General features: G+C 71.5%; 16 protein-coding genes. 7 read left to right on the plus strand and 9 right to left on the minus strand.

What is annotated here, in order from left to right; translation table 11 throughout:
- From AX721_RS25190 to AX721_RS25215, 6 genes are all read right to left on the minus strand, one after another.
- Positions 1-417: hypothetical protein (locus AX721_RS25190; protein WP_082765266.1), on the minus strand; the 417-nt coding region annotated here is incomplete at its 3' end.
- A gap of 64 nt (positions 418-481) precedes the next feature.
- Positions 482-1,486, minus strand: coding sequence for a hydroxyacid dehydrogenase (locus AX721_RS25195; protein ID WP_068878716.1), 1,005 nt, complete (start codon positions 1,484-1,486; stop codon positions 482-484).
- A gap of 37 nt (positions 1,487-1,523) precedes the next feature.
- On the minus strand, positions 1,524-2,627 hold the full coding sequence (locus AX721_RS25200) for an ABC transporter permease (RefSeq protein ID WP_068878717.1): 1,104 nt from the start codon (positions 2,625-2,627) through the stop codon (positions 1,524-1,526).
- The gene (locus AX721_RS25205; RefSeq protein WP_068878718.1) at positions 2,627-3,721 is read right to left on the minus strand and encodes an ABC transporter permease; all 1,095 of its coding nucleotides are present in this window, start codon (positions 3,719-3,721) and stop codon (positions 2,627-2,629) included. The genes AX721_RS25200 and AX721_RS25205 overlap by 1 nt, the downstream gene beginning before the upstream one ends.
- Positions 3,718-5,421 (minus strand): ATP-binding cassette domain-containing protein, encoded by a 1,704-nt coding sequence (locus tag AX721_RS25210; protein ID WP_082769890.1) that lies wholly within the window; start codon positions 5,419-5,421, stop codon positions 3,718-3,720. Before AX721_RS25210 ends, AX721_RS25205 begins: the two co-directional genes overlap by 4 nt.
- A gap of 5 nt (positions 5,422-5,426) precedes the next feature.
- Positions 5,427-6,377, minus strand: a complete 951-nt coding sequence (locus AX721_RS25215; protein ID WP_231733149.1) for an HlyD family secretion protein — start codon at positions 6,375-6,377, stop codon at positions 5,427-5,429.
- Positions 6,378-6,644: 267 nt separating this feature from the next.
- On the opposite strand from AX721_RS25215, the gene AX721_RS25220 reads away from it, so the two are divergent.
- From AX721_RS25220 to AX721_RS25245, 7 genes are all read left to right on the plus strand, one after another.
- A complete protein-coding gene (locus AX721_RS25220; protein WP_068878721.1) occupies positions 6,645-7,298 on the plus strand; it encodes an RNA polymerase sigma factor in 654 nt (217 codons plus the stop codon).
- Between the two features lie 54 nt (positions 7,299-7,352).
- Complete coding sequence (locus AX721_RS27640; RefSeq protein WP_156467376.1) at positions 7,353-7,517, plus strand: hypothetical protein; 165 nt, start codon at positions 7,353-7,355, stop codon at positions 7,515-7,517.
- Positions 7,518-7,963: 446 nt separating this feature from the next.
- Positions 7,964-8,470: a hypothetical protein gene (locus tag AX721_RS25225; protein ID WP_068878722.1), complete on the plus strand. Its 507-nt coding sequence runs from the start codon at positions 7,964-7,966 to the stop codon at positions 8,468-8,470.
- A gap of 71 nt (positions 8,471-8,541) precedes the next feature.
- Positions 8,542-8,781, plus strand: coding sequence for a DUF2933 domain-containing protein (locus AX721_RS25230; protein WP_068878723.1), 240 nt, complete (start codon positions 8,542-8,544; stop codon positions 8,779-8,781).
- 9 nt (positions 8,782-8,790) lie between these two features.
- A complete protein-coding gene (locus AX721_RS25235) occupies positions 8,791-9,453 on the plus strand; it encodes an isoprenylcysteine carboxylmethyltransferase family protein (RefSeq protein WP_068878724.1) in 663 nt (220 codons plus the stop codon).
- A gap of 14 nt (positions 9,454-9,467) precedes the next feature.
- Positions 9,468-11,903 (plus strand): heavy metal translocating P-type ATPase, encoded by a 2,436-nt coding sequence (locus AX721_RS25240; protein ID WP_369808042.1) that lies wholly within the window; start codon positions 9,468-9,470, stop codon positions 11,901-11,903.
- Complete coding sequence (locus tag AX721_RS25245; RefSeq protein ID WP_068878726.1) at positions 11,900-13,084, plus strand: MFS transporter; 1,185 nt, start codon at positions 11,900-11,902, stop codon at positions 13,082-13,084. The genes AX721_RS25240 and AX721_RS25245 overlap by 4 nt, the downstream gene beginning before the upstream one ends.
- Here AX721_RS25245 and AX721_RS25250 read toward each other — a convergent pair.
- The 3 genes from AX721_RS25250 to AX721_RS25260 are packed head-to-tail and all read right to left on the minus strand — an operon-like array spanning position 13,081 to position 16,825.
- Positions 13,081-13,959, minus strand: coding sequence for a ribose-phosphate pyrophosphokinase (locus AX721_RS25250; protein WP_068878727.1), 879 nt, complete (start codon positions 13,957-13,959; stop codon positions 13,081-13,083). The genes AX721_RS25245 and AX721_RS25250 overlap by 4 nt on opposite strands.
- Entirely contained in the window at positions 13,956-15,470 is a 1,515-nt protein-coding gene (locus AX721_RS25255; RefSeq protein ID WP_068878728.1) for a thymidine phosphorylase family protein, read from the minus strand. The genes AX721_RS25250 and AX721_RS25255 overlap by 4 nt, the downstream gene beginning before the upstream one ends.
- Complete coding sequence (locus AX721_RS25260; RefSeq protein ID WP_068878729.1) at positions 15,467-16,825, minus strand: MBL fold metallo-hydrolase RNA specificity domain-containing protein; 1,359 nt, start codon at positions 16,823-16,825, stop codon at positions 15,467-15,469. The genes AX721_RS25255 and AX721_RS25260 overlap by 4 nt, the downstream gene beginning before the upstream one ends.
- Positions 16,826-16,905 lie beyond the last annotated feature (80 nt).

A 16,905-nucleotide genomic window follows, 5' to 3' on the forward strand; every position in this document is an offset into this window, starting at 1 on the left:
GCCGACCCCCGCCAGGGCCGTCAGCAGCGGCCAGGCCCGGAAACCGTGGCCGCGGCGACGGAAGGCCGTTGCGACCAAGGGCAAGGTGAGGAGCAGGAGGGCGGCCGCCAGAATCCCCTCAAGCGAGCCGATGCCGGTCCAGTGGTGGAAGAGCACGGCGAGGCCGGCGACGGTGGCGGCGCCGACCCAGGCGATCCGCCAGCCCAGGCCGGGGGTGCGCAGTCCTGCGAGCGCCGCGGCGCCGGCGACACCCGAGCCGATCAGGACCGCCCCCAGGATCGCGCCGGCGGCGGCTGGCGGGGCGAAGGGAGCGATGAGCGCGGCGAGCGCCAGCACGAGGATGAGCGCCCCGCAGGCGGCGGCCGGCGGCGGCCCGAGGAAGCCGGGCCGGCGGCGGGGTCCTGACGCATTGACCATGGCTGCGCGCTCCCGATGATACCTGGCGAGAGACGCGGGCCGCCTGGGCTCGATTACACCGCCCTCAGGCGATCACGTTCTGCGGCGCTCCCTTGGCGAAGGCGCGGATGTTGGCGAGCGTGGTCTCGATGATGCGGCCGACGGCCTCGAGGGTGTTGTAGGCGATGTGCGGGGTCACCAGCACGTTGCGCATGTGCAGGAGCGCATGGTCGGCCAACAACGCCTGCAGACTCTCGGCGGGGCGGATGAGGCGGTCGCGGAAGATCTCGGCCTCCTCCCGCATCGCCCGCTCCTCGGCGATGACGTCGAGGGCGGCGCCGGCGAGCCGGCCGGAATCAAGCGCCCGCACGAGCGCCTGGGCGTCGACGACGCCGCCGCGGGAGGTGTTCACGAGCACTGCGCCCGGCTTCATCAGCTGGAACTCGGCGTCGGAGATGAGGTTGAGGCTCTCCGGGCCACCGGGGACGTGCAGGGTGACCACATCCGCCGTCGAGAGCACCGTCGCCAAGGGCGCGTAGTGGAAGCCCAGCGCCTGCGCCGCCTGCGCGTCGGGAGCCTTGTCGTAGGCCGTCACCTGCATGTCGAACCCGCGCGCGATGCGGATCGCGCGGCGACCGATGCGTCCCGCCCCCACCACGCCCAGGGTCTTGCCGGCGAGCTCGAAGCCGCGCAGTCCACTCTGCGAAAAGTCCCCTCGCCGGACCCGGTCGCTGGCTTCGGCGATATGGCGGGTGAGCGAGAGCAGCAGCGCGAAGGCGTGCTCGGCGACCGTCTGGTCGCCGTAGTCGGGCACGTTGCACACCGTGATCCCGTTCCCGCGGCAGTAGGCCACGTCGATGTGGTCGAAACCCGTGGAACGCGTGGCGATCAGCTTCAGGCGCGGGAAACGGGCCAGCACGGCGCCGCTCAGGTCTGAGTTGACGAAGGGGCTGATCCCCTCGGCGTCGCCGTGGGCTTCCGCAGCATCGAGCCGCAGCGGCTCCTTCACGCACACCACCTCATGGGCGGGCGCCAGCGCCAGGCACGCTTGGCGCTCCCACTCCTCCGCTTCGAAGACGACGATCTTCATGGCCTTGCCCGCCTTTCCGCTGTCCGCCCCATCGGCCTCACCACTGTCGTCGGAAGAGCAGCCAGCCGCCGGAGAACATCGCCCCGCTGATCCCGATCAGAGCCAGGGTCTGCTTCCAGAGCTCGGCGAGCCCCGCGCCCTTCAGGAAGAGGCCCGAGACGATCTCCACATAGTGCCGCTGCGGGCTCGCCAGGGACGCGGTCTGCAGCCAGCCGGGCATGGTCTCGATCGGCGCGATGGTCCCCGATAGGAACATCAGTGGGAACAGGCCGAAGAAGCTGAGCAGCATCGCCTGCTGCAGGGTGTCGGTGATCGTGCCAACGAAGACCCCGAGCGACACGGCGCTCAGCAGGAAGACCACGGTGAGCGCCAGAAGGGTCATCACATCGCCCCGCATCGGGACGCCCATCAGGGTCATGATCAGCAGGGCGGGGAAGACCGCTCCCGTGCAGATGACGATGGTCGGCGTCACCTTGGCGATGAAGAGCTCGTGCGCTCGGGTGGGGGTCACCCGAAGCTGTTCGATGGTGCCGCCCTGTTTCTCGCGCACCATGGCCGCCGCCGGCAGCACGACACCGAGCATGAGGCCGGCCTGCGCCATCATCGAGAGCGCCATGAAGCGGGTGTTGGTGAGGTCCGGATTGTACCAGACGCGGACCTCCGGCTGCACCCCCGGCGGAATCGCCCGGCCGGGCGGCGCGCGGCTCTGAGCGAAACGCGCCGACTGTTCGATCACATAGGCCCGGGCGCGGGCGGCGACGTTGCCGTTCGACCCGTCCACCACCACGCCGATGGCGACCTGGCGTCCGGCGGCCACGCGGGCGGCGAAGTTCGGGGGGACCTCCACCACGACGTCGAGCGCGCCCCGTTGCAGCCGGCCCTGGGCCTGGCCCATGGCGGTGAACTGGTCGATCAGCACGAAGTTGTCCCCGGACGTGAGTTCGCGCACCAGGGCGCGGCTCGCCTCGGACCGGTCGTGGTCGATCACCCCCAGCTTCAGGTTCTGCACGTCGAAGCCGAGGGCCAGGGTGCACATGACGAGTTCGGCCGTGTAGAGGAACACCACCACGAACAGCATCACGGGATCGCGCAGGAAGTGCGTGAACTCCTTCGACAGCAGTCCTGCGAGGCGGCCCCACATCAGTCGATCCTCTTGCGGAAGCGCCAGGCCGCGAGCGCGAAGACCGCGGCGGTGTAGGCCGCCAGGACCGCCACATTGCCCCAGAGCTCCTCGAGCCCGGCGCCGCGCAGGACGATGCCGCGCGACACCTCGAGGAAGTAGGGCGTCGGCAGCGCCGCCGAATAGAGCTGGAACGTCCGCGGCATGGTGAAGATCGGATAGACGAAGCCCGAGAACAGGAAGGCGGGCATCAGCGTCACGATCAGGGCGGTGAGCATGGCGGCCAGCTGGGTCCGCACCAGGGTGGAGATGAGCAGGCCGATGGAGACGGTGCAGACCACGTAGAGCAGCCCCACCGCCACCAGAAGCCCCAGGCTGCCGCGCACCGGCACGTCGAACCACAACAGTCCCCCGCCGATCACGATCAGCAACTCGAGGAAGGCGATGCCGGCGTAGGGCAGCAGCTTGCCGGCGATGAACTCGCCCTTGGTCAGGGGCGAGGCGTAGATCTGGGCGATGGTGCCGAGCTCCTTCTCGCGGGAGACCGCAAGGGCGGTGAGCAGCGGCGGGAAGGCCATCAGGATGACGGCGAACAGGCCGGGCACGATGAAGTTGCGGCTGCGCAGCTGGGGATTGTACCAGACGCGCACCTCCGGCCGGACGGGCAGGCGCAGCTCGCCGGGGAAGGCGTAGAGGATGGCGCGGCCGTAGGCGGAGAGGATCGCGGCCGTGCTCGCATAGGTGCCGTCGACAATGAACTGAACGGGGGCGGCCCGGCCCTTGGCGAGGTTCCGGCCGAATCCCTCGGGGATGAACAGCGCCGCGCGGGTCTCCCCGCGCATCAGCGCGTGCTCGGCGGCGCGCGCATCGTCCGGGGCCGCCTTGAGACTGAAGTACCCGGAGTTGAGGAAGCGGGCCTGGAGCTCCCGGCTGGCCGCAGATTTGTCCTGGTCGACGATGACGAGGGGAGCGTTCTCGACGTCCAGCGAGATGCCGTAGACGAACAGGAACAGCATCATCACCGGCATGAACAGCGCGATGCCGACGGTGAACCGGTCACGCGAGATTTCCAGGACCTCCTTGCGCGAGAAGGCGAGCAGCCGGCGCAGGTTCATGCCGCCCTCGCATTCGCCCGCTCGCGGGCGATGAACCCCAGGAAGACGTCCTCGACGGTCGCCGTCTCCAGGCCGAGCTGCTGCGTCAGCTCGGCCAGGGGACCGAGCGCGATCATCCGTCCGTCCATCATCAGGCCCAGCCGGTCGCAGAAGGTGGCCTCCTCCAGGTAGTGGGTGGTCACCACGACCGCGACGCCGTCCGCGGCCAGGGCGGCGATCAACCGCCAGAAGCGGAAGCGCGAGAGCGGGTCCACGCCGGAGGTGGGTTCGTCTAGGAACAGCACCTGCGGCCGGTGGACGATGGCGCAGGCGAGCGCCAGCCGCTGGCGCACGGCGCCGGACAGCGCCGCCACCGTCTCGTGGCCGTCGCCCTCGAGGCCTGCGCGGGCGGCCACCGCGGCGATCCGCGCGGCGAGTTCGCGGCGCGGCACACCGTAGGCGCGGGCGAAGAAGCGCAGGTTCTCGCGGGCGGTGAGGTCCGGGTAGAGCGAGAAGCGCTGCGACATGTAGCCGATGCGCGCCCGCACCGCCTCGCTCTGCCGCGCCACGTCGAAGCCCGCCACCTTCGCCGCGCCGCCCGACGGCGCCAGCAGGCCGCAAAGGATGCGGATGAGTGTGGTCTTCCCGGCGCCGTTCGGACCCAGCAGGCCCAGGACCTCGCCGGACCTGACGCTGAGCGTCACGTCGTCGACCGCCGTGAAGTCGCCGAACCGTCGCGTGGCCCGCACGGCCTCGATGACGGTCTCCCGCGGGGCATCCGGCGGCGGCCCGGTCCGCGCCTGCGGTTCCGGGGCGCGGCGCTCCGCCGGTGCCGACGCGACGGTGAAGACGTCCTCCATGGTCGGTTCGGCGGGCGTGGCGGCCAGGCCGTCCGGAAGGACCGGCGGCGCGGCGGTCCGCAGCTGCACCCGCAGCTCGTCCCCGGCCCGCCGCTGGAAGCTGATCACGTCCGGCTGCGCCTGCAGCGCGCCTTCGAGGGCGCCCGGCCTTGCGCCCTTGATCCGGTAGACCCGCCCGCGCGCCGAGGCGCGCAGCTCCTGCGGTGTCCCGAGTGCGAGCGGCCGGCCCTCCGAAAGCAGCAGCACCCGATCGCTGGCGTCGGCCTCGTCCATGTAGGAGGTGGCGAACACGATGGAGCGGCCGTCAGCCTTGGCCCGGTCCAGGATGCGCCAGAGCTCGCGGCGGGAGAGCGGATCCACCCCAAGGCTCGGCTCGTCGAGGATCAGCAGGGGCGGTTCGTGGATGAGGTTGGCGCACAGCGCCAGCTTCTTGCGCATGCCCCCGGAAAGCGCGCCCTCCCGCCGCCCCTCGAAGCGCTGAAGCCCCGCCATGGCCAGGAGGCCCTCGCGACGGCTCTGGAACGCCGCGCGCGGCACATCGCGGATGTCCGCCGCGAAGGCGAGATTCTCGGCCACGGTCAGCCGGTCGTACAGGGAGAAGCCTTGCGACATGTAGCCGATCCGCGCCTGGATGCGCGCCGCGCCGCCGTCGACGTCCTCCCCCAGCACGCGGCAGCGCCCGGTGCTCGGCCGCAGGATCGCGGCCAGCATCTGCAGCAAGGTCGTCTTGCCGGCGCCGTCGGGGCCGACCACCCCCACCACCTCGCCCGGCCACACCTGCAGATCGATCCCCTCCACCACGGCGCGGGCGCCGTAGCGGCGCCCCAGGCCCGCCGCTTCGATCATCGGTTCGGGGGACACCGTCACTACTCCGGAACCGACAGCCTGGCGGGCCAGCCGGCGGTGGCGTCCCACAGGATCCAGGCGTCCGTCGGCATGCCCGGCTTCAGGACACCCTGCGGATTGTCGGCCTCAAGGGTGACCCCGTAGACGGTGCGGCTCCGCTCGTCCTCCATGTGGATGTCGCGGGGCGTGAACTGGGCCTGGGCGTCGACCCGGGCCACGCGGGCCGGGAACTGCCGTCCCGGGAAGGAGTCCACCTGCAGCCGCGCGGGCGCGCCGAGACGCACCTTGCCGAGGTCCCGCTCACCGACGTAGACCTTGAGTTTGACCCGCTGCAGGTTGGCGAGGACCGCCACGGGCTGGCCGGCCGCGACCACCTCGCCGGGCTCGGCGAGGCGCTCGAGCACCGCGCCTCCGATCGGGCTGGTGATGGTGCTCTTGGCGATCTGCGACTGGCTGAGCTCCTGGGCCTTGGCGGCGGCCCGGGCCTGTGCGGCGGCTTCCGACCGACGCGCCTTCAGCAGCCCCACCTGGTCGATCGCGGCCTGGTAGGCGTTGCGCACGGTGTCGAGCCGCTGGGCGGGGGCGTAGCCGGCGCGGCTGAGCGTCTCGTAGCGCTGCAGCTCCGAGCGAGCAGTGCCGGCGTGGTGCTGGGCCAGGCCGATCTGGCTCTCCACCTGGGCGGTGGTCTGCAGGGCCGCAGCCTGCTGGGCGGCGGCGCGTTCGGCCTGGAGTTCGAGGTCGGCTGGATCGATCCGCGCCAGGATCGCGCCCGCGGCGACCGGGGCCCCCTCGACGGCGGTGTTGGAGAGCACACGCCCGGGCAGCTCGAACCCCACCCGCACTTCGTCCACCTCGATCCGCCCGCTGCCGTAGATCACCTGCGGCGGCTGCGGCGCGGGCTTCAGCCGCCAGAACGCGACAGCGGAGCCGCCTGCGATCAGGAGCAGGGCCAGGGCCACCAACACGGTCACGTTTCTCGCCCGCACCTTCAACGGAAATTCTCCAGACAAATCCAACACGCTGAAGCGCTGGGCCGACGGCGCCAATCCTAGGACGCGCGCGGGCGGAAGGCATTACGCCCGGCGCGCCAGCATCGGTCAGGGTCGGAATACGCAGCTTACGGCGTAAGCCCTCAGGATTTCTTTTATTTCAAAGAGGCCAAAGTCATTTGATCGGTATCAAACAGCATCGCGAATTTCGAATCGAAGGTCTTGCCGAACCAATCGAGGGACAGTCGAATGCTTCGCGCCGCCGCCGAACAACTGAAGGACGAGGGTTTCAATCAAACCTTACAGTCATTGGAATCTTCGCCGGAGGGCGCAGATACTTGTCGGGACGTCGAGGGCCTCGCCCGGCGTCTCGCCGCCGAGCGCCCCCGACAGCTCCGCTACCTCCGCAGCCGCCTGCCCACCGCCGAGGACGCCGAGGACGCCTGGCAGGACGCCTCCATCCGCTTCCTCCAGCACGCCGCGAGCCTTGCCGCCGCCGAACGGCCCGAGGCCTGGATGGGCGTCTCGCTCCGCCGCCTCGTGGTCGACCGCTACCGCCGCGCGGCGGTCCAGCGCCGCACCGCCGAGGCCCTGGCCGCCGAGCCCCTTCCCCAGCCCCTCGCCGACCCCGAGGCGGAGGTCGAGCTGCAGGCGCCCACGGACTGCCTCAAGGCCGCGCTCGGCGACCTCAAGCCCGACTACCGCGACCTCCTGGCGCGCACCTACTTCGACGAGATCCCGCTGAAGGCGGTGGCCGTCGAATTCGGCCTCACCGCCAACAACGCCGCCGTCCGCCTCCACCGCGCCCGCGCCGCCCTGCGCGCCGCCATGGACGAGAACTGCCACGCCTGCCCCCTCGCCGACTGCTGGGCCAAGGCCAGGCTTCGCAACATCGCCGCCTGAGCCCCCGCTAGGCCAGGCCACCACCCACCCCTCGCCGCCCCGAAAGGCCACGCCATGCACAGCTACATCATCTGCCTGACCCGTCTTGGCGAGGAGCCGGCCTTCGAAGTCGCCATCTGCGAGGACGAGCGCGAGGCCCAGGACTGGGCCGCCGCCCTCGTCACCCTGCTGCCGGGCGCGGCGCTGGCCGGAATCCTGAGCCCGCGTCCGCAGAGCTAGGGCCGCAAGGCGGCATGCGCCGCCCCGGCGCAACTCCCACGCATCGGGGCCCGCCGGTGGGCGGGGCCATGCCGCATCAAACGCCCACACTTCGGCGCAGCCCGAGTCCGCGGCGATGATGCTGACCGTGAGGATGATGCTGACCATGAGGAGGAGGCGACGGCGGTCGCCGTACCGCGATCCTGACCCCGTCGCGGAGGCGGGGACCTTCGTCGGGGCGTCGTCGCGCCCGCGCCAGGATCCCCCCGCCAGGATTAACGCACACCTTCCGGCGGTTCCGACCCCGGACGCGGCGCGATCCCGCGATCGCCAGCTTTCGGCGCCGGCCCCGCCCACGGACCGGCCTTGGCACGCACGCTTCGAGCACGCCGGTGTAATGTCGCCTCCGGCGGCGCGTCATCCCCGCCAAGAGCGAACCCTTCGGCCGCTCCGGAGACCCGACTGTCATGCGCGACGCTCGCCACCCGCACCTGCCCCGCCGAACGCTGATGCTGGCCGCGGGCGCCCTGGCGCTGGCGGCCTGCCAGCCCCGGCCGGTGGAGGGCGCCTCGCAGGTCGTGGACGGGCTCAAGGTCGAATACGGCGTGATCGAGAGAGCGACGGCGGCGCAGGCCCATCCGGCCGCGCACAGGGCGATCGGCCTGGCCGCCCCCTCGGCCACGCCTGCGCCACCGCCCCCGAAGCACGCCTACCATGTCACCCTCGCCGCGTTCGACGCCAAGACCGGCGCGCGGGTGGACGACGCCGAAGTCATGCTCAACATCCAAGGGCCCGGCCATCCCGGGCACGGCTCCATGCGGCTGGACCCCATGACGATCGCCGGCACGAGCACCTACGGCGGCTACGTCGTCTTGCCGCAGCCGGGGCGCTACCGGCTCACCTTCCACATCGCACGGCCGGGCCAGCTGAACGACCCGGCCAAGGCCGTCTTCGCCTACGAGCGACCGCAGTAGAGGATCTCACTCGGGGCCGCGGGGTCATCCGCCGGCGGTCACGCCACCAACGCGACAGGAGCCACATCCTAATGCCTGACAAGCCAAAGGCCTGGACCGGAACGGCCGGCAAGCTGGTGATCGGCGCCTTCGCGCTGACGCTGGTCGGGCTCCTGTTCACGGAGCACCGGCTGCACGTCCTGGGCTGGCTGCCGTTCCTGCTCCTCCTGCTCTGCCCCCTGCTGCACATGAGCATGCACGGCGGTCACGGCGGCCACGACCAGGACGAGTCCAATGTCTCCGGCGGGGGAAACCCGCCCCACCGGCACTAGGGGGCCGCCATGAACGAGCCGATGCAAGCCTACGGCCTCTGGTCGCTGGTGATCCTGAATTCCGTCCTGTTCGTCTTCTTCGCCTTCAGCTTCTTCAAGCCCAAGACCAAGCTGGATTGGCGGGCTTTCGGAGGCTTCAGCGCCTTCGTGGTCGCCCTCTTCACCGAGATGTACGGCTTCCCGCTCACCCTCTACCTGTTCGCCGGCTGGCTGCAGACCCGCTTCCCCGGCGTGAACTGGATGTCGCATGACGCCGGCCACCTGCTCGAGACGATGTTCGGCTGGAAGGCCAACCCCCACTTTGGGCCCTTCCACCTGTTGAGCTTCGTCTTCATCGGCGGCGGGTTCTGGCTGATCTCCGCGGCCTGGCCGGTGCTCTACCGCGCCCAGAAGGAGGGGCGGCTGGCGACCACGGGGCTCTACGCCAAGGTCCGCCACCCGCAGTACGACGGCTTCGTTCTGGTGATGTTCGGCTTCCTGCTGCAGTGGCCGACCCTTCTCACCCTGCTCATGTTCCCGGTCCTGGTGGTCATGTACTGGCGCCTGGCTCTGGCCGAGGAGCGGGCCACGATCGCCGAGTTCGGCGAAGCCTACCGCGCCTACATGCGTTCCACACCGGCCTTCGTCCCGCGCCTGCGGGGCGCCAGCCCCGCCGAGCGTCCGGCTCCCTAACCGCCAGTCCGAGAGTGCCCATCTTGCAAACCACCACGGTCGACGTCACCAGCTTCCGCACGCCGCTCGATCCCTTGGTGGTGGAGCGCAAGCTACGCGGCCTGGCCGGCGTCACGGCGGTCACGGCGAACTTCGCCTCCGCCTCCGCCACCATCACCTTCGACGAGACCCGCACCAGCGTGGAGACCCTGCGTGAAGCGGTCCGGGCCTGCGGCTTCCACTGTCGCGGCGAGGTGGTTCCGCGCCACGTCTGCGTCCCCGGCGAGGACACCGTCCCACCGGACCACCCGCACGCGCCGGCGCAGGGGGCGTCCCGGCGCGACCACGGCGCACATGCGGGCCACGAGGCCGCCGCAGCGGCGGCGGGCGGCCCAGCCGTCAAGGCTCACGCCGACCACGGTGACGACAGCATGGCGGAGATGGGCCACGGGCCGGGCATGGACATGCAGTCGATGGCCCGCGACATGCGCAACCGCTTCGTGGTGGCGCTCGCCTTCACCATCCCGATCTTCTTCCTCGCTCCCATGGGGATGGACGTGCTGCGCGTCGACCCCCCGTTCGGCTGGGACCTCGACCTGGTGCTGTTCGTGCTGGCCAGCGGCGCGATCCTGTGGCCCAGTTGGCCGTTCTTCATCGCCGCGGTGCGCGCGCTGCGGCGCGGCGTGTTCAACATGGCCGTGCTGGTGCTGCTGAGCGTCGGCACCGGCTACCTGTTCAGCGTCGGGACCACCTTCCTGTTCGAGGCGGAGAACTTCTACGAGGCCTCCGCCCTGCTGCTCGTCTTCATCCTGCTCGGCCACTGGCTGGAGATGCGCGCCCGCGCCGGCGCCTCGGAGGCGATCCGGCGGCTCATGGACCTGGCCCCGCCCACCGCCAAGGTGCTCCGCGACGGCGTGGAGGTGGAGGTCCCCACCTCGCAGGTGCAGGTGGGCGACCGCGTCGTGGTCCGTCCCGGCGGCAAGATCCCGGTGGACGGGCTCATTGAGGACGGCGCCTCGGAGATCGACGAGTCGATGCTGACGGGCGAGTCCCTGCCGGTCTCCAAGACGGTCGGCGACGAGGTGGTCGGCGGATCGATGAACAAGACCGGCGCCTTCCGCTACCGCGCCACCAAGGTCGGTTCCGACACCGCGCTCGCCCAGATCGTCAAGCTCGTCCAGGAGGCGCAGAACTCCAAGGCGCCGGCGCAGCTGCTGGCCGACCGCGCCTCCCAGTGGCTGGTGCTCGCGGCGATCGTGATCGGCCTGCTCACCTTCGCGGTGTGGTTCTGGATCATCGGCCAGACCCTGCTTTTCGCGCTCACCCTCACCATCACCGTCTTCGTCATCGCCTGTCCGGACGCGCTCGGCCTCGCCACGCCCATGGCCATCATGGTGGGCACGGGCCTCGGGGCGGCCCACGGCATCCTGATCAAGGACGCCGCGGCGCTCGAGGAGGCCGTGAAGCTCGACGTCATCATCTTCGACAAGACCGGCACGCTCACCATGGGCCAGCCCAAGGTGGTGCAGGTGGTCCCCGCCCCCGGCGTCGACGAGGCGGCGGTGGTCGCCGTTGCGGCCGCCATCGAACAGGGCTCGGAACACCACATCGCCGTGGCGGTCGCCGAGCACGCCAAGGGGATGTCCCTACCCCAGGCGATAGGTTTCACGGCCTTTGAGGGCAAGGGCGTGCGGGCCGTTGTCGATGGCCGCGAAACCTTCTCCGGCAACCGCATGCTGATGCAGGACCACGGGATCGAGCTCGGCGCGCTGGCGGCCGAGTCGGAGCGCCTGCAGGGCGCCGGCCGCACCGTCGCCCACATCGCCCAGGACGGACGCGTCATCGGGCTGATCGCGGTGGCCGATGCGCCGCGGCCCACGGCGCGGGCCACGATCGAGCGGCTGCAGGACCTGGGCGTGAAGGTGGCGATGATCACCGGCGACAACCTGGGCACCGCTCAGCGCATCGGCCGCGAGCTCGGCATCGACATCGTGCTGGCGGAGGTCCTGCCGGGCGAGAAGGCGGCCAAGGTCAAGGAGCTGCAGGCCCAGGGCAACAAGGTCGGCATGGTAGGCGACGGCGTCAACGACGCCCCCGCGCTCACCCAGGCGGACGTTGGCTTCGCCATCGGCGCCGGCACCGACGTGGCCATCGAAAGCGCCGACGTGGTGCTGATGCGCAGCGACACGCTCGATGTGGTGAAGGCCGTGGAGCTGTCGCGCGCCACCCTTCGCAAGATGCACCAGAACCTCTGGTGGGCCGTCGGCTACAACGTGGTGGCCTTCCCGCTTGCGGCGGGCGTGCTCTACCCCTTCACCCTGAGCCCCGAGGTGGCCGCCATCGCCATGTCGGGCAGCTCGGTGCTGGTGGCGGTCAACGCCCTGCTGCTCAAGCGGCTGCGGCTGGGCGAGGCTCGGCCGCATCGCGGCCGCCGCACACCGGCGGCTCCACCCGTGGAACAGCCGGCTTGAGCCCTCTGCCCACGGCCCGGCCGGCGGCCGGGTGGACGATCCCGGTCCTGATGCTGACCGCCTTTTCGGTGGCCACCGGCTACGGGATCGCCCTGCCGCGCCTGCCGGCCCTCCTGAGCGCGCTTCCGGGCGCCGGCGGCGAGGCCTGGCGCGCGCAGCACCTGGGCGGCGTCACCGCCGCCTTCTTCGGCGCCGCCCTCGTGGCGGCGCCTCTTTGGGGCCGGCTCTCCGACCGGTTCGGGCGGCGGCGGATCCTGGCGCTCGGCGGCCTCGGTTTCGCCCTGTCGTTCTTGGCGACGGGCCTCTCGCTCGAGCTCTGGCAGCTCTATCTGGCTCGTGGGCTCGACGGCGCCTTCTCTGCCGCCGTCGCCCCGGCGGCCCTGGCCTACCTGGCGGACCGTTGGCCCGCGGGCGACGCGCGGGCCCGACGCTTCGCCTGGCTGAACGCCTCGGTGCTCGCCGGCTACCTGGCCGGGCCGCTGATCGGGGAAGCCGCCGCGCGCCTCGGCCCGCTCGCCCCCTACGCCGCCCCGGCCGCGGCCGCTGCTGCAGGCGCCCTGCTGACGGCGATCCTGCCGCGGGCGCGGCGCGGCGCGGGAGCCCAGGCCGCGCTGCGCTCGCAGCTCGGCGCGCGCGCCTGGCTGCTCGGGGTCTCGGCGGTAGCCGGCGGCGCGGTCGTGGCGCAGGAGATCGCCGCCGCCGTCCCCCTGGGCGCGGGCCCGGACGGCCGCACCGCCATGGCCCTGCTCCTGAGTTTCTGTGGCGGAGTGATGTTCCTCACCCAGGTGGGAATCTTCTCGGGACGCGACGCGGCCGCCCGCGGTGTCCGCCTCGTGCGCCCGCTGCTCCTGGGCCTGGCCGTCGCCCTGGCGCTGTCCCCCTTCGCCCAAGGCTTCTGGCTCCTCGCCCTGGCGGTCACCGGCGTCGCCTCCGCCGCGGCGGCCCTGACGGTTCTGGCGAGCTACCTCACCTCGCGCCTCCCGGGCCCGCAGGGGGCCGGCCTTGGCCTGCAATACGCTGCCTTAAGCGGCGGGCAGCTGGCGGGCGCCCTCGGGGCGGGCGCCTCCGCGGCGGCGGGGGTCCCGGCGGCGCTGTGGGCGGCCGCCCTCCTGGCCTTGGTCCTGGCGGCGACGCCGCGCCGACCCTCCGACCCCCGCGGGGCTCCGACCCGGGCGCCCTAGGCGCGAAGCGCCTCGGCGAACAGTCCCGCCAAACCGATCGCGTTGCTCTCATGCGGCACGCTGTCCGTGGAGACGACCCGCGCCGCGGCCGCCGAGAGGCGCGCAAACGCGTCATCGGCGAACAAGGGATGGACCGCCAGGCACACCGGCGGAGGCAGGCCCGCGTGGGCGAGGCCGTCGGCGGCCTGCAGCATGGTGCGGCCCGACGAGACGATGTCGTCCACCAGCACGGGGGTGCGGTCACGCCAGGCGGAGAGGTCCGGCAGGCTGATCCGCACGTCGCGGTCGCCGCGCCGCTCCTTGCGCAACACGACGGCCGGCGCCCCGGCCCCGGCCGCCACTTCCGAAACCCACTGCTCGCTCTCCGCATCCGGCCCGATGATCAGCGGCCGGGCGACCTCGGCGGCAATCCACCTCGCCAGGGCCGGCGCGGCGTGCAGGACGTCGGTGGGAACCGTGTAGATCTCCGACATGGTCTTGCGACGGTGCAGATGAGGATCGGCGGTCAGCAGGCGGTCGAACTCGCCCGACAGCAGCGCCGCGAAATGGTTCGAGGTCACGGCCTCCCCCGATTGGAAACGCTTGTCCTGCCGCATGTAGGCTAGGTAGGGCGCCACGAGCGTGAGCCTGGTCGCGCCCAGTTCCCGCGCCGTGCGCGCCGCATAGATTAGCCGCAGGAACTGCGGGTCCGGATCGGCGAGGGTGCAGACGACCAGAACCTCGGCCCCCGCAGGGTCGCCCTCCAGGCGAAGGTAGGTCTCGCCGTCCGGGAACCGCCGCGTCTCCATCGGCAGCGTCTCCACCTGCAGCGCCTGGGCCAGCCGGCCGGCGAAGCCCGCGTTGCCCGGCATGGCGAGAACGACTCGGCGGCTCATGCCTCGACCTTCATCAGATCCGGGTTCTGGCGCGCGTAGTCGAGGGCGTAGGCCAGCTCGCCGGGTGAGCCCGCATGGACCATCACCCAAGGCTGGCCGGCCGCCACCTCGTCGCCGAGCCGCGCCATCAGGCGGACGCCGGCGGCCTTCACGTCGGGGGCGCCCGCGAGCTTGGCGAGGCGGGCGATCTTGCGGTTGTTGATGTGAATGACGCGACCGCCGTGCTGGGCGGTCAGCGGATGGGTGTGGCCCGCGACCGGCGGCGTCCGCATGCCGCCCTGCGCCTCGCAGATGGCCTGGAACTTGCGCCAGGCCCGGCCGTCCGCGAGCGTGGCCTCGGCGAGCGCGAGCCCCTCGCCGGCCGCCGCGGCCCCGCCGAACTCCAGCGCCTCGCCCGCGAGCACACAGGCGTGGCGGCGCAGGTCGGGCGGCGCATCGGGCGCGTTCTGCAGCACCGCCAGAACGTCCAGGGCCTCGAGGGCGGGTCCCACCCCGCGGCCCACCGGCTGGGTCCCGTCGGAGAGCACGCACCGTGTGGCGAGCCCGAATTCGGCGGCCACCTTCGACAGCGTGTCCGAAAGCTCGCGGGCCGCCGCCTCGGTGCGCACCTTGGCGGTGGGTCCCACGGGGATGTCGAGCACCACGTGGGTGGACCCCGCGGCGATCTTCTTGGAGAGCACGGAGGCCACCAGCTGCCCCTCGGTGTCCACGTCGAGCACGCGCTCCACGCGGATGAAGATGTCGTCCGCGGGGCTCAGCCGCACCGCGCCGCCCCAGGCGATGCAGCCGCCCTCCAGCGCCACCACGCGGCGGATGGCCGCCAGGTCGAGGTCCACCGGCGCCAGGGTCTCCATGGTGTCGGCGGTGCCGGCCGGCGAGGTGATCGCCCGCGAGGACGTCTTGGGCATAGTGAGCCCGCAGGCGGCCACGATGGCCACGACCAGGGGGGTGGTGCGGTTGCCCGGCAGCCCGCCTACCGAATGCTTGTCCATCACCACCGGACCGGGCCAGCTGAGCCGTTCGCCGGCGTCGATCATGGCGCGGGTCAAGGCCACCGTCTCTGGCAGGTCGAGCGGCAGGGCGGACGAGGCGGTGAGGAAGGCCGCCAGATGGATGTCGGTGTAGCGGCCGGCGGCGATGTCGCCCACGATCCCGTGCAGGTCGCCGGGCGAGAGCCGCTGGCCGTAGATGCGGCGGCGCACGCTGGAGAGCGACTCCAGCGCGGGCGCGTGGCGCACCGTGACCGGCGCGCCGTCCGCTGCGCCCAGGCGCGTCCACACCGACTCCGAGAGCCCGGCCTCGTCGTGGCCGAGCCAGTCGTCGTCCACCTGATAGAGCGTGGCGTAGACTTCCCGGCCGTTGGCGGAGATCGCCACCTGGGTGTGGGCGGTCAGCCCCTCCGCGCGGCACACGTGGCAGTCGGTACGCATCAGCACCACCGCCTCGTGCTGCGTCACCAGGCCCAGGCGTCGCGCCACGAGGCGCGGCGCCTCGCCCCCGGTCGCGGTCACAGCTCGTACCTCTGCATGGGCGCCGAAACGGTGCACGGCCAGCCAAGCTCCCCTTCGATGCGGGTGCGCAAGGTCTCCGACGCATCGGGTTCGCCGTGGACGATGAAGGTCCGCTTCGGGGGCCGCTTGAACCCGCCGAGCCAGCGCAGGATCTCCTCGGCGTCGGCGTGCGCCGACAGCATCGGCAGGTTTCTGACCTCCGCATGGATCGGGATCCATTGGCCGTGGATCTTCACCTCCTTTGCGCCGCCCAGCAGGGCCGAGCCGCGCGTGCCCGCCGCCTGGAAGCCGGAGAACAGGATCAGGTTGCGCCGGTCGGGGCCGTAGGCCTTCAAATGGTGCAGGACGCGGCCACCGGTGGCCATGCCGCTGGCCGCGATGATCACCTTGGGCATGGTGTTGCGGGTGATCTCCTTGGACGCCTCTACGTCGCGAGTGTAGGTGGCCACCGCGCAGGCTGCGCGGCAGACCTCGGGGGTCAGCCGGTGGTCGTCCAGGTGGCTGCAGAGCATCTCGCTCGCATCGATCGCCATGGGGCTGTCGAGGTATACCGGCACGAGCCCGATGCGGCCCGCCTGCTTGAGCTTCCAGATGTGGTAGAGCAGCGCCTGGGCGCGACCGACCGCGAACGCCGGGATCACCACGGTCCCGCCCCGCTGGATGGTGCGCTCGATGGCCTTGCCCAGCGCCTCCGTGGAATCGGTCTGCTCATGGCGGCGGTTGCCATAGGTGGACTCGACGAGCAGGTAATCCGCCTCCGGGACGGGTTCAGGGTCGCGCATCATCTCATCGTCGTAGCGGCCAAGATCGCCGGAGAAGACCACCTTGCGGCCGGCCCACTCGAGCTCGGCCGTGGCGGCCCCGAGAATGTGGCCGGCCCGGCGCAGCACGAGCCTGGCCCCGCCCGGCAGTTGCAACGGCTTGTGGACCTCGGCCGGAGAGAAGAACTCCAGGGCCCGCTCGGCGTCGCGCACGCCGTAGAGAGGCAGGGCCGGCTTGTGCTTGGAATAGCCGTAGCGGTTCGCCCGGTCCGCGTCGCTCTCCTGGATGTGCCCGCTGTCCCTCAGCAGAATGTCGCAGAGCTCCATCGTCGCGTGGGTGGAAACGATCCGTTCCCGGAAGCCTTCCTTGACCAGCTTCGGGATATATCCGGAGTGGTCGAGGTGGGCGTGGGTGAGCACCACCCCGCCAAGCTTGGCCGCATCGACCGGGAACGGCGCCCAGTTCTGCTCGCGCAGCGCCTTCTGGCCCTGGAAGAGGCCGCAATCCACCAGGAGCGAGCGCCCCTGCGACTGGAGCAGGTGCTTCGAGCCGGTGACGGTGCCGGCCCCCCCGAGGCTGGTCAAACTAAGCATACGCGGTCCTTATGATGGTTTTCCTGGCGCGCTGGCCCAGGCGAGACCAAGACGCCGCCGCTGGCGAGTCCTTACACGCG

The organism is Phenylobacterium sp. CCH9-H3 (assembly GCF_001557235.1).
Classification (GTDB): Bacteria; Pseudomonadota; Alphaproteobacteria; order Caulobacterales; family Caulobacteraceae; genus Phenylobacterium.